Source organism: Pedobacter psychroterrae, assembly GCF_004331695.1.
In the GTDB taxonomy this organism is placed as follows: Bacteria; Bacteroidota; Bacteroidia; order Sphingobacteriales; family Sphingobacteriaceae; genus Pedobacter; species Pedobacter psychroterrae.
Map to the genome: position 1 here is coordinate 129,647 of NZ_SJSL01000008.1, position 13,666 is coordinate 143,312.

The 13,666-nt window shown below is 42.4% G+C and carries 7 protein-coding genes; 3 read left to right on the forward strand and 4 right to left on the reverse strand.

Going from position 1 to position 13,666, the window contains the following annotated elements; all coding sequences use genetic code 11:
* Window positions 1–2,316: a translocation and assembly module lipoprotein TamL gene (gene tamL / locus EZ437_RS19675; RefSeq protein WP_131597783.1), complete on the reverse strand. Its 2,316-nt coding sequence runs from the start codon at window positions 2,314–2,316 to the stop codon at window positions 1–3.
* On the reverse strand, window positions 2,300–7,480 hold the full coding sequence (locus tag EZ437_RS19680) for a translocation/assembly module TamB domain-containing protein (RefSeq protein ID WP_225869632.1): 5,181 nt from the start codon (window positions 7,478–7,480) through the stop codon (window positions 2,300–2,302). Before EZ437_RS19680 ends, tamL begins: the two co-directional genes overlap by 17 nt.
* A gap of 191 nt (window positions 7,481–7,671) precedes the next feature.
* Here EZ437_RS19680 and EZ437_RS19685 point away from each other — a divergent pair, with 191 nt between their 5' ends.
* Genes EZ437_RS19685 through EZ437_RS19695 form a run of 3 tightly spaced genes read left to right on the forward strand, consistent with a single transcriptional unit; the run spans window position 7,672 to window position 11,352 of the window.
* Window positions 7,672–10,497, forward strand: coding sequence for a DNA gyrase/topoisomerase IV subunit A (locus EZ437_RS19685; RefSeq protein WP_131597785.1), 2,826 nt, complete (start codon window positions 7,672–7,674; stop codon window positions 10,495–10,497).
* Window positions 10,498–10,516: 19 nt separating this feature from the next.
* Window positions 10,517–10,870: a hypothetical protein gene (locus EZ437_RS19690; RefSeq protein ID WP_131597786.1), complete on the forward strand. Its 354-nt coding sequence runs from the start codon at window positions 10,517–10,519 to the stop codon at window positions 10,868–10,870.
* Window positions 10,871–10,914: 44 nt separating this feature from the next.
* The gene (locus tag EZ437_RS19695) at window positions 10,915–11,352 is read left to right on the forward strand and encodes a tail fiber domain-containing protein (RefSeq protein ID WP_131597787.1); all 438 of its coding nucleotides are present in this window, start codon (window positions 10,915–10,917) and stop codon (window positions 11,350–11,352) included.
* Between the two features lie 251 nt (window positions 11,353–11,603).
* On the opposite strand, the gene EZ437_RS19700 is transcribed toward EZ437_RS19695, so the two are convergent.
* Together EZ437_RS19700 and EZ437_RS19705 are read right to left on the reverse strand one after the other, a co-directional pair.
* The gene (locus tag EZ437_RS19700; RefSeq protein WP_131597788.1) at window positions 11,604–12,650 is read right to left on the reverse strand and encodes a hypothetical protein; all 1,047 of its coding nucleotides are present in this window, start codon (window positions 12,648–12,650) and stop codon (window positions 11,604–11,606) included.
* 124 nt (window positions 12,651–12,774) lie between these two features.
* Window positions 12,775–13,659: a class I SAM-dependent methyltransferase gene (locus EZ437_RS19705; protein ID WP_131597789.1), complete on the reverse strand. Its 885-nt coding sequence runs from the start codon at window positions 13,657–13,659 to the stop codon at window positions 12,775–12,777.
* Window positions 13,660–13,666: the final 7 nt, after the last annotated feature.

The window sequence follows — 13,666 nt, forward strand, 5'->3', positions numbered from 1 at the left end:
CTAAAATGGATATCCGATTCCGATATTATATATTAAATTTTCTTTTCTCCAGGTTTTGTTACCGAAATCTACCTGATCAGTTACCCAACGCTGGCCTTCCGGAAGGTAAGGTTTTCGGATTGGAAAAGCAACATCAAGCCTGATCACAAAAATGGTGGCGTCTACACGCAGACCTGCTCCGGTACCTACAGCAAGCTCATTCAGTGCATTTTTAAACTTAAAGCCAGAGCCCGGCCTGCCCGGATTTTGCGCAGTTCCGTCTCCGGTGTCTTCATTCCTTAACCAGATATTGCCGGCATCTGCAAATAAAGCACCATGTAACACACTAACTAATTTGAAGCGCAATTCAGTGTTAAACATTGCCTTGATGTCTCCTCCCTGATCCGCAAACCTAATATTGTCCGGTACTTTGTACGTACCCGGTCCTAACGACCTGGCTTTAAATGCACGTATATCATTACTCCCTCCGGCAAAAAACTGGCGTACAAAGGGTAGTGATGAACTGTTTCCATAGGCATACCCGTAGCCCAGGTTTAACCGGTTTGCCCAGGTTACTTTTTTATTTAGTTTGAAGTAATTTCTTACGTCGGCTTCCAAACGTACAAACTGGCTGATCGGAACATCCAGTACGGTCCTGTCGCCAAACTCATTGGTTTTCGCAAACAAACCCCAAACGTTACCGCCTGTCTCAACGCTCCCATTGATGTACATGTTGTTTCTGCGCTCCTCTTCCATTTGATTGGTGTAAGTAAAGTTGTAATTGCTACCTATAATGAATTGCTTTTGAAGCGTGTAATTCAATCCCGGAATGGAATCATATAAAGCTTGTCTTCTTGCTTCATCTACAATCGGCTGTACAAAGTTTACAGAGATAGGATTAAACACATGTTCCTTATATTGATTTTCTTTGAAGCTGTAACCATATTCTCCTTTAAACGAGTTCAAACTATACAATGATCCCCTGTTAAGTAATTGATAGGATACTGAGGCAATTGTCTTAGGTATGAAAGCATTTGTACTTTCAGGCTTAAAGAAAGGCACAATAAACCTTGGAAAGGTAAGTTTGGCCTCAGTTGTAAATGAGTAAGAATTCAAACCGTTTGACTTACCACTCACTTGTGTCTCAAAACCACCACTGGCACTTACTTCCAAGATCTCTGCTCCCCTGAACAGATTTCTTGTGGTCTGAGTGAGTTTCACTTCCGAACCCACAAAGTTGTTGGACTTACTTGTTCCCGTTACGGAAAAGGATAGTGAATTCTTCTTGAGTGGAGTGAGGTAGATATTTAGATCAAGTTCATCATTGTTAAAACTGTCCAGTGGCAGAAATTCTGCCTTTACTCCTTGAAATGCACCGATATTGACCATCCGGTTTAAAGAACGGTTGTGGTCTGTCCTGTTGTAACGCTCACCTTTTTTGAAAAATACAAGTCTGTCAAACACCCTTGGTTTGAAAGTATTTCTATTGTCATAGATGTTAAAGTCATTGTATTTTACAGGTTCAAGCTTACGGAGCATGCTATCCCTTCGTAGACTGTAGGTAGGGTAGATGTTGATATTCTTGATAGAATAAGGTTTAATTCCGGCGTCCGGGGCAATGTTTTTCAGATTTACCCTCACATCTACCAAACTCTTTCCAATGGTACTGTCTACCTGCATAATCAGGTAATCAGGGTTAAAATAGAAATATCCGTTTTCTTTCAGGTCATTGTCGATACGGATCCGTTCATTCTTGTAGTTGTCCAGATCGTAGAAGTCGCCTGCTTTTAGCAGGGTATTTTCTTTGTTCTCGTTTATGATGTTTGTCAGATTACTGCTGTCTTTAGGAAAAGATACACTATTAATTTTGTACCTGTCGCCGGTTTGTGCGGTATAAATGGCTTTCCCTTTTTTTCCTTTCACCACAGTGTCTCCTGTTACTACCGACTGCAGGTATCCTTCACTGATCAGGTAGCTGGTCAATACGTCATTATTATACTTTAGCTTCACTTCGCTTAAGAGGACAGGAGGTTCGCCCATCTTGGTTCTCAGCCAATGCCTGAAACCTTTGGGTTTCTTGGGTTCCCCTGCCAGGTTATAGAAAAAGAGCTTGTATTTTATGCCGAGTATGGACTTGTTGGGCTTTGGTCTTGTCTTTCCCTTTAAGGTATTGCGTACATCTTTTTCATCATCTATCCTGCCGGAAGAATCAGGGTTTATCTTAACCTCAGCACCAGTATATAAAACCTGTCCGGGTTTCAGGTTTTTGGTGCTGCTGCATCCTGCAAAGACTAAGCATGAAATCGTAAATATGCCAAATCTAGTTAATTTTCTCATTGTCGCGTTGCTGTGTTTTAGGTTCTATGCCAATGTTCTTGCGCGCTTCTTCGTTCTTCATTTCACGTTCTTCCCGTTCCCTGTTTTCCTGTTCGCGCTGCTTGTCTTTTTCTCTTCTTGCCTTTCGTTGTTCCCTGGTTTCCTTCTTTTTGAAGATTTCCCTGAACTTATTGTAATCTACCACCAGGGCAAATCCCAATCCGGTTTCTATGATCTGTCCTTCAATGACGCCCTCGTTCTGGTTACGTCTATATGCCCTTAAGCGGTATCTGCCATCAGCCGACAGGGCGTATTCAACATTTACGTTACCGGCGATATTTGTCGAGCTCTGGTTTTGAGTAGGAGGGCCTTCCAAGCCGAAAGAACTGCCCACAGTTACCGTAAGCCTGTCGTTCAGCAGTTTTTTAGATAAACCTACTTCGAGGTCTGTTTTCTGCTCTAGTGATCCTGTAGAGTAATCCTCCGAAGAGTTCACTCCAAAATTGATATCAACACCCTGGATCAAGTCTGAAGCAAGGTTGTTCAGCTGCTCAGTTAATATCTTGCTCACACTTGATCTGGCCAATGTCGAAACACCGCCTCCTCCGCCTGCAAGGCTCTGGAAAGGATTCTCGGCTATAAACCTATTCAGTGCCAATAATGCGAAGACTTGTTTATTCAGTTCATTTTCATCCTGGTTTACTTGTTGTAGTCTGGTATAAACCGCCCCGTTTAAAGCGCCCCGTTCATTTTCGGGTAAGTCCAGTCGGAAGGAAATAGTTGGTTTCATCAACTCATCTTTCATCATCAAGTATACCTGGAATGGAAGCTTAGTCTTGGCTTGCGTATTTTCTGCATCGTTCAGTAAGTCGATTGGCGCAGCATTTACTTCGTATAATGCGGTCAGGTCCACATTGGCCGACATAGGATCTCCCGTCCATACAATGGTGCTGCCCTCAACCAGTTTGAATTCTTTACGACCAAGCGGGCCAACTGATAGATTGTACGACCCATCCTTGATTTCGTACCTGCCTGTGAGGCTGGTCTTTCCGCTCTGGTCCATAGTCGCTATAAGACTTGCTTCCCCTTTCACGCTGAGCGCATCCCCATTTGAGGGATCTACTACTACATTTAGTTCAGCTTCCGGATCTATGTTTACAGTAGCACTTAAGTTTATCCCCTTAATGGGCGATTTGCTGATGCTGTCAGTATTTAAGGCCTTCTGTCCGTTGTAAGGCGCAGCATCTGCGTCAATAAACTGAACGATTCCTTCCTGGTCTATTACCGACGGATCGTTGACAGGCATAGCAAAGTAAAACTTAGTGCCCTTTTCTACTGTGACGTTCATGTCCACAGAAGGCTGGTTCATGTCACCTCTCACTTTGATGTTGGTGCTTATATATACCGTGCCATAGATCATATCATTGTCCTGTGCAGTGGAGTTTAAAGCCCTGAAGTTATCGGTATTGATGTCCATGTTGAACTTAAAGTTCTTATAGTCTGTAGTCAGTACACCTCCGTTTATTACAGCTTTTTTACCCAATGAGTCAAGTATGGTGAAGTTGTCAAAATTGACGCCCTGTGGCGTAAAACTGATGGTCTCATCAGGTATTCTCAAATACGAATTTACATATGTCGCAGTAAAAGCAACCTGGTTGAACTTCACGTCGCCCAGCACTTTTGGTGCGGTCAACGGTCCTTTTACCGATAGTTGTCCTGTTACTGTACCTGATCCATTTTTAATTTGCCCCATCGACAGGCTTTCCAAAGCCTTGAGGTCTACCTTATCGATATTCACGTTCAGATCCAGCGCGCTCTCAGGTTTGGTGTAGTAAAAGCCATTCACCCTGAGTTCGTGTACACCGGTCAATGAAATGTTGGTCTCAAAAGCATTCGCAGTGTTATTGTCTATTGCGATTCTCAATGTTCCCAATTGATCTTTCTGATAGCGCAGCTGGTCTACAGTTAAATTAGCCTCAAACTTAGGGTCTGCCATCAGCTCCTTAACATCTACCGTTCCATTGATAGAACCGCCTACCAGGGCGCTGTCTTGCGCGGCAAAACTGGTAAGTGTTTCAATCCTGAAATCTTTGAATTCTACTTTAAGGGGCGAATTGGCTGTATTGCTGACACTATTTATACTTAGTAATTGCCCGCCTTTACTTAAGTTGAATTGGTTGGCGATTACACCTGACTTACCAAATTGTATGTAGTTTTCGGGTGCCACTGACCATTTCTCATAGTTTAAGAGGAATTTATTGGGATCAAGGCTAAACTGAAAATCTTTGTTGATGGACTTGAATGTTCCTCCCAAAATGTATTTGTCTTTCAATTTACTGTCCCTCAGAAAGATGTTCAGGCCGAGGTTATTATTAGCGGCTTCACCAGTTATCTCTGTGTTATATAAAGCAATGGATGGGCTCTGCACGCTCTTTACCAGCAGTTTGTAGTTCAGCTTCTGGTTACTGTTGTTTACTTTGATACTCGTGCTGTCTACTTTAAAATCACCATATACCACTTGCGGGAACCATGCATCCATCAGCAGGCTGTCTTTTTGCGTGTCCAGCAAGCCGCTCATTCTTGAAGGAGAGAAGGCAGTCAGTTCCGGTACGAAATTCTTCAGAAATTTAGGATTGTATAGATTAACATCAAAACGGAAACGCTGAGCCGGAATTTGCTTTACCTCACCAAAAGCATAGTACTTGTTGATTTGATTGATGAGCGCAGAACCCAGATTCGTCAACTGGTATTTCCCGTCTACTGAGGCACTGAGTATTTCTGATTTTAAGGTTAACAAGTTGTGATCTGCACTCGCTTCTGAATGTACATCAATTGTGTCCAGGTCGAACTTCTGTCCATCTTTTACCAGTTGAAGGCTCCTTATGCTCACATCACCATTCAGGTAGTCAGGATCTGCAGTTTTAATGTCAGCAGTAATTAATCCTGCCATTCTGAACTCCGTTGTGCTGAAATTTAGTTTTTGAAGATCTATCTGCTTAAGGTTAATATCCGCCTTTACTGCAGGGTATTTACCGGCAGTATTTGCGTAGGCAGTCAAACTGAAGTTGGCGTTCGTGTCGGCCATGCTGCTTTTCACATTCAGCTCCTGTTTGCTGTAAGTACCGCTTAGCAATAAATCTCTAAATGTATATTTATTATAATAAGCGCTTACCAGTTGGGCATCAACTTTTGCCGAGGCGGTTTTCATATCAAGTCCCCTGCCGCTCACTTTCGCTTTTACAGTGATGCGCCCAAGCTTAGGCTGCATCATCATCAGCCTGCCTACGTTAAAGTTGCTCAAAGCAATGTTGGCTGTGTAGCTTTCCTTGCCTTTACTGCCTCTCATCGATGCAAGTACTTTTGCCGAGCCCATGTCAGTGCCTACATTTACTGAGCTATTGAAATTGGTCATCGAGCCTTTAAACTTACCATTGGCTACGATGACATTGGGAAGGGAGATGTTAGCAGGCAGTGATTTTTTAGGAATGACCACCAGTAAGTCCCTCTTGGTAATCGAAAATTTCTTAATGTTCAGGTCCAGTACGGTCTTATTGATATCAGGCAGGCCCTTCGCTGTTCCGCTGATATCTATACGTGTGTTTTTAAGTCCGGTTACCTGTAGCTTTGGAACAGAGAGATTACTCATATAACCACTGGCGCTTGCATCTATTTTAATCTTTTCATTGCGATAGGCAGCAGGAATGGCATCACTAAAATATGCCGCATCTTTTAATCCTATGGTGGTATTTTTAACGGTCATAGAGATCTTTACCCTTTCCGGATGCTTGGTGAGGTCCTCCATGGAGGTATAATCCAGTGCCGTATTGTTTTCAATAGAAGTATTGGGAGTTTTGACCACGAAGTTATTTACCCTGATCGCTTTATCCGAATAAACGACATCTCCCTGAAGCTTGTTCAGCTGAAAGCCACTTTTTTCTTTAAATCTGCCCTCTTTGACATTGACTTTTATTTCCTTGCTATTGTATACAATGGATTCTGCAAGCAATACAAGGTCGCTGATTTTCATGTGATTGAAATCCATTCCTTTACTGGCTTTTGCACCCAGGTTGTCAAACTGTATGTTGTTTTCAGCCAATTTCACCTGGCCCACGGTTAATGAAAGCGGTGCCGGGGCTGCAGTATCAGGTTGTGCCGATTTCTTTACCGGTTTCACTGGTTTCATCGCAAACAGCACATTACTCTTGCTCAGGTTAGCCTCGCCTAGTTCATACTTTCCTGTAGTCAAATTAGCCAGTAGTTTGCTAAACGACAATTCTCCAAGCGCTACATTGGCCTTGTTGGCCGCCGAATTAAAATTGATCTTTGTATTATTGATCTTAGCGTCTGCTACTTTATAGTTGCTGTTGGTCAAGTCTACAAATAGCTTAGTCAGCTTCAGTGTATTCAGGTCTACATCTGCATCCATACCTGATACCTTATCGTTAAAGCCTATTTTAATATTGCTGAAGTCAAAGTCTTCAACTTCTATCAGCGGTAATTTACCTGATGCTGCCTCCGCCGAATCGATGCTGCTTTCCAGGTGGGCGGCTAGCTGGGTCAGGGGTTTTTGCTGCAGGTATTTTAAGGATGTATTTTTTAGCGATAAGGTCTTGATCACATAATGCTGGTTGTTGAGGTCAAATTCTTTTAGCTTAGCCTTAAACTCGCCCAGGTATACCCTGGCATCATTGCCCGCTACATCGTCGCGGTACACAATGCCGATGTCCTCAAAGTTTACCTTGTCAATTGAAAATTTCAAGGTAGAAGTAGTGTCTTTGTCTATCTCTTCCTCAGGTTTTTTCTCTTCCGACATAAATGCGTCCACTAAAAAGGAAAAGTTGAAGGAAGTATCCGGATTGATGCGGGTCACATTTGCCCTTATTTTCTTCAGGGTAATGTTGTTGATCTCTACCTTATTGCTGATGAGCTTAAAAAGATTAATATCTACGGATAACTGCTCAGCATACAGCAATGTATCTTTCTTTAAGTCTTCTATATAAAGTTTATTGAGTACTACATCCTTAGGAAGTGCTATTTTGATGCTTTCAAGACGTACTTCTGTTTTGGTTTTCTTTTTAAGAAAAGCAATCGCTTTATCCTTTACAAAATTTTGTACGGCAGGAATATTCAACGAGGCTGCTAACAGCACCACCAACAGGATAATGCTTGCTATTATCCATAGCACAATTTTAAGACTTTTGCGTATATATTTATTCAATTGAAAATTCCTTTGAGAGTTTGTAAAAGTTGATAATAACCAAAATCATGCCATATGACCGGCTATTATTATTTGTAATTATATCTACAATCAATTCGGGCAAATTGTTCTTGAAATTTAATTTCAACCCTTATATTTACGGAATCCAATCCATTTTCATGAGCGACGAAACAGAAAACAACATAAACGACGAAAATATGCATACCGTAATTCCCATCAACGGGCTTTACGAAAACTGGTTTCTCGATTATGCTTCTTATGTAATTCTTGATCGCGCTGTGCCACACATCAATGACGGACTAAAACCGGTTCAGCGACGTATTATGCACTCCCTGCGCGAGATGGATGACGGACGTTTTAACAAAGCGGCCAATGTGATCGGAAATACCATGAAATACCACCCTCACGGGGATGCATCCATAGGGGATGCCATGGTACAGATCGGACAAAAGGATTTGCTGATCGATTGTCAGGGCAACTGGGGTGATCCCGTTACCGGCGACAGTGCAGCAGCCCCGCGTTATATAGAGGCGCGCTTATCTAAATTTGCCAACGAAGTGGTCTTTAATCCCGATACCACTGTATGGCAGCTTAGTTACGATGGCAGGAACAATGAACCCGTTACCTTACCTGTCAAATTCCCTTTGCTATTGGCCCAGGGTGCTGAAGGTATTGCAGTAGGTCTTGCTACCAAAGTAATGCCTCACAATTTTATAGAACTGCTGGATGCCTCCATTGCTGCGCTCAGTGGCGAAAGACCAAATATATTACCCGATTTCTTTACCGGCGGTATGGCAGATTTTTCTGCCTACAATGAAGGGATGCGTGGTGGAAAGATCAGGGTGAGGGCCAAGATCACCGAAAAAGATAAGAAAACACTGGTGATCACAGAGGTGCCCTATAGCACCACTACGGGTTCGGTGATAGACAGCGTATTGTCTGCCAATGATAAAGGAAAGATTAAGATCAAGAAAATTGAGGACAATACGGCTGCTCATGTAGAGATCGTGATCCACCTTGCGCCAGGTATTTCACCTGATGTGACCATTGATGCCTTGTACGCATTTACGTCATGTGAAGTTTCCATTTCTCCAAATACCTGTGTAATCAGGGATGATAAGCCTCATTTTTTGAGTGTCAATGACATTCTGATCCAAAATACGCAGCATACTAAAAACCTGTTAAAACTGGAACTGGAAATAAGACTGCACGAACTGCAGGAAAAGATCTTCTTCAGTTCCCTGCTCAGGATTTTCATCGAGGAAGGGATGTATAAAAATGCAGACTACGAAAACTCAGGAAATTTTGAGACCGTAGTAACCGTGTTAAACCAGTTGTTTGAGCCTTTTAAAGCACAGCTTTACAGGGAGATCCTTCCGGAAGACTTTAAAAAGCTGATCGACAAACCGATGAGCAGCATCACCCGCTTTGATGTTAAGAAGGCCGACGAGCAGATGAAGGCGCTTAATGATGACATCAAAGTGGTTAAAAACCACCTGCGTCACCTCACAGATTATGCCATTGCCTGGTTTCAGAAATTAAAAGACAAATATGGCAAAGGCAGGGAGCGTAAAACCGAAATACGCCTGTTTGATAGGGTAGAGGCATCCAAAGTAGCCCTGGCCAATGTTAAGTTGTTCATGAACCGTGAAGAAGGTTTTATCGGAACTGGTCTGCGCAAGGATGAGTTCATAGCCGATTGCTCTGACCTCGATGAGATCATTGTATTCAGAGAAGATGGCAAGTGCATCATTACCAAGGTGGCTGAAAAAACCTTTGTGGGCAAAGGAATCCTGCACGCCCAGGTATTTAAAAAGGGCGATGAGCGGACGGTGTACAACATGATCTATAAAGATGGCGCCAGCGGCGTTTCTTATATCAAGCGGTTTGCTGTGGTAGGGGTAACGCGTGATAAAGAATATGACCTTACTAAAGGCAGTAAAGGCTCTAAAGTGTTGTACTTCACTGCCAATCCGAATGGAGAGGCCGAGATCATTACGGTGCAGCTTAAGCCGCATACCAAGTTAAAGAAACTACAGTTTGATCAGGACTATGCCGAAATAGCCATCAAAGGCCGTGGCTCGCAAGGAAATATTGTATCTAAATACCCTGTCAAAAAGATCTTGCTCAAGAGCAAAGGCGTGTCTACCCTTTCTGGCTTGAAGATCTGGTATGATGAGCTCCTGAGAAGGCTTAATGTAGACGGCAGGGGTAAATATCTGGGTGAATTTGATGGCGACGATAAGATCCTGCAGGTACATAAGGAAGGCTGGTATGAACTGAGTACCTTTGAACTGAGCAATCATTTTGATGCCGACCTGATCCTGATCCAGAAGTTTAATCCGGAGAAACCCTTTGCGGTGGTGCAATTTGAAGGTAAGGCCAAGAACTACTTTGTTAAAAGGTTTGTGTTTGAGCCGGTGGCTGTAGGCAGGAAAGTAAGCCTTATCAGTGAGGAAACAGGATCTAAGTTTATGTACCTGACCGGTAATCCCAATGCGGTATTAACGGTTGACGTGTTGAAAGGAAAGACACAGATTCCCGAAACACTGGAAATCGTGCTGGCGGAATTTATAGACGTTAAAGGAATCAAGGCCAATGGCAACAGACTGACACAGCATGATGTTAAAAACATCGCCATAGCAAATAATGCGGAAGAAGAATTAACCGCTGAAGAACCAAAGGCTGCCATCGCTTTTACAGAAACGAATACTACAGCACTGGAGCCTGATTCTGACACAGAGCTTGATTCAGATACAGAACCTGCAGATGAAACAGCGGAACCTGTTGAAGCTCAGGTAGCGCAGCTAAAGACAGAGGAAACGGAAGTGAAATTACCAGAGACAGATAAAAAAGCTAAGCCGGCTTGGAATGACCCTGCTGAAGAAAAGCCTGTGGAAAAACTAGCAAAAGATATCAAATTAGAAATCACTAACCCGGATGATCTGGATATTGATGACAAAGGGCAGACTAAACTTTTTTAAAAATTTCTAACTTTGCAGCATGTTTAGAAAATTAACGGGCATATTTATCTTACTCTGCTTCTTGCTGGTGAAGAACAGCCCGTTAGCTATTTTTGATATTTTAATACAGCCTGTTTCACTCTCAACGGTCTCATCATGCTCTATGCTTCCCCTGGAGCAGGAGCTTCCTGCCGAACAGGATAGTAACGAAACGCCTGAAGAAAGCAAGTCATCCAAACAGTTAGAATATGCAGACGAAGATTTCATCTGTCAGTCTGAATTAAATTTTTTACATGTCCTTTCTTTATCTAAAAGACTGGACAATCATTACATTAAGCAAATAAGCCCAACTTATTTCTCATTGCCGCATCCGCCTCCCGACTGCATGGCATAGTTCCCCGTACAACCAATTATTTTTTTAAACAGCAATTTTTTTATATGAAACAACCTTTTTTAGGTAAAATCGCTATAGCAGCAATTTTACTGAGCGCAGCTGCGTTAAATGTAAACGCACAAAAGATCCAGGAACAAGAATTAAAAATTAATGTTGCCGACATCAGCAATCCTGTTAAACATCTGGTAAACCTTGAACCCATTACTTTCAAATATGATGTAAGCAAATTCAACTATTTAAAATTGCCTTCCGGCAATCAGTATGGTTTCAAAACCAATAATCTCAAAACAGAATTTCCTGAGATGGTAAAAGAAACCGGTAAAGTATACAGCGCAGGGAAGAATAATTCAAAAATCGCAAAGTACGACGAAGCGCAAACGCAAAGTCTGATCCCTGTTCTTGTAGCTGCCATCAAAGAGCAGCAAGCTCAAATAGATAAGCTCAAAAAAGAGCTTGCGCAACTTAAACAAAGTGCCAAATAGTTTCCAGTTTAGTTTTAGTATAGTTGAAAAGGCCATCTTCGGATGGCTTTTTTATTATGCTACAGATTACACATTCAAATTTTAGAAGTTTAAGGTTTTGAATAGTGCTCTATAAGCACTTTGACTGACTGCTAAATGAATATGTTGAGAGTCCTGTGTGAGTCCGTTTTTTTCTTAGAAAAAACCGGACTCACACAGGACTCACTCGGCACTCAGACCGGATGCACATATACCGGTGGTAAAGCGTATCCTTACTGGTACTGGATATAAATTGGCGCCGGTTTCAATTTCAAAAGTTCTTCCGGGGTCATCAGGCGTTTCGGAGCTCTCTTAAGGTCATTTTTATAGAATATCTTAAATCCGGTGAATTGAACAGGCTCTGGATAAATGTGGTTACGGTAAGTGCCTTTTTTGAGTTCCGGTTCTCCCCATCCATCCATATGCATTACAATCTGTACTTCAGGATGAAGTTTAATGTTCTTGTAATTAGTTACCATTCCCTGGGTGAAGCGGTGGACCACAAATACCTTAGGTGGAAGATTGTGCTTTTTAACCACGTCTGCCAGATACTGAGATGCATAGTTGATGTCAGCAGCGTCATATTTACCGATCTTCTTTCCAGGTTTTGAGCCATCCTTCATGGAGAACTCGGGGTCAATACCCAGATGTACGTATGGTAGTTCAAGGTATTTCGCAATATGCGGAATTTCGTCTTTCAGATTACTCAACGCCACTTGCAAATCCAGAAATACGATGGTATTTTTTTGCATAGCAGCTATTTTCAATACAGAGTCAATCTGTTTATTACCCATGCGGTTAATGTATTTTCCATCCTTGCCCGGGGTGCCGCTTGCTACTGAAGCGATGTAATGTAAGCCAACCTGTACAGGAATAGCGGGGTCAGCTTTTTCCCATTTCTTTACTTCAACGTTTAATTTCCTCCACATTTCTTTAGGCGCATATTCTCCAAGGGCACCCATTTTTTTGGAATGGAGGTTGCCATAATACACTACGATCCTTTTAAAAGGGAGGATTGCTCCTGCCAATGGGTAAGGCTGGTTTTTAACAGGCCATTTGCCCGTAGTATCTCCGTTGGCATTTTTTTTTATAGCAGCATCGTATTTCGCTGTATCTATAGGCAGGATTGTAGATGCTACTGAATCTGTTGATACAGTATCTCCATTGGCCAGAACTTTAGTCTGCCCTACAGTGCTTTTTCCATCAGATGTGCAGCTCGTGGATGCCCCTATCGAGGCAATTCCTACTAAAAGCATCCCTGCTAGTTGAGGTAGTTTCATTTTTTTATGTGTTTTTAAGGTAAGATGACCGATTTGCAAGCAATAATGCTACATCACTAACATCATACAAGTATACCACTCTTAATAATAATAAAAAAGTCGGGTACAATAGATATTCTCTTTTTTATTTGAAGTTGTTGAACTTGCCAAATACACCAAGCGGCAATTTGGTGCCCATGGTAGCCTGCAGGTAAAGCTCGCCTGTTTCAAGGTTCCTTACCTGGGGGAAGGAAGTCCTGATCAGGTTTTCTACGATTACGGAAGAGAAGCCTAAAGAATAGGTATTTAAGATCAGGAAATGTTCTTCTTCGTCCAGTAGCTGTACTACATCGCGCATCATTTCCTGGATATGGTCTTCCAGTTTCCATTTTTCCCCATTAGGGCCATGACCGAAAGCAGGAGGGTCCAGTATGATGCCATTGTATTTTTTACCGCGCTTTAGTTCGCGTTTTACAAATTTCAGCGCATCTTCTACTACCCAGCGTACATCTTTAAGTTTGGAGAGTTCCTGATTTTCATTTGCCCAGTTTACCACCTGTTTGATAGAATCAACGTGTGTGGTATCAGCCCCTGCGGCTTTAGCAATTAATGAAGCAGCTCCGGTATAGGCAAAGAGGTTGAGTACTTTAGGACTTTTTGTCTTAAACTTTTTGATGGAAGACGAGATATAATCCCAGTTTACCGCCTGTTCTGGAAATACGCCAACATGCTTGAAAGAAGTGAGGCCCAGACGCAGGTTGATGCTTACATCATCGTTCTTGTATTCTATGTTCCAGCGGTCTGGCAGATGTGCGGAGTTTTTGATCCATTCGCCTGATGTGGCAGAGCGGCCTTTAAACCTGATATGGGTCTGTTTTTTCCATTCCTGTTCAGTCAGGGTCTTTTTCCAGACGGCCTGTGGTTCGGGCCTGGACAGTACCAGGTTGCCAAAGCGTTCTAATTTTTCAAAATCCCCACAGTCAATCAGTTCATAATCTTTCCAGTGTGTGGGTGTTAACAGGCTTATCATAAAATTG

What these genes read in the sequence shown, in the direction of transcription:
- tamL (WP_131597783.1), bottom strand. Translation starts at nt 2,316, where the DNA reads ATGAGAAAATTAACTAGATTTGGCATATTTACGATTTCATGCTTAGTC.
- EZ437_RS19685 (WP_131597785.1), top strand. Translation starts at nt 7,672, where the DNA reads ATGAGCGACGAAACAGAAAACAACATAAACGACGAAAATATGCATACC.
- EZ437_RS19690 (WP_131597786.1), top strand. Translation starts at nt 10,517, where the DNA reads ATGTTTAGAAAATTAACGGGCATATTTATCTTACTCTGCTTCTTGCTG.
- EZ437_RS19695 (WP_131597787.1), top strand. Translation starts at nt 10,915, where the DNA reads ATGAAACAACCTTTTTTAGGTAAAATCGCTATAGCAGCAATTTTACTG.
- EZ437_RS19700 (WP_131597788.1), bottom strand. Translation starts at nt 12,650, where the DNA reads ATGAAACTACCTCAACTAGCAGGGATGCTTTTAGTAGGAATTGCCTCG.
- EZ437_RS19705 (WP_131597789.1), bottom strand. Translation starts at nt 13,659, where the DNA reads ATGATAAGCCTGTTAACACCCACACACTGGAAAGATTATGAACTGATT.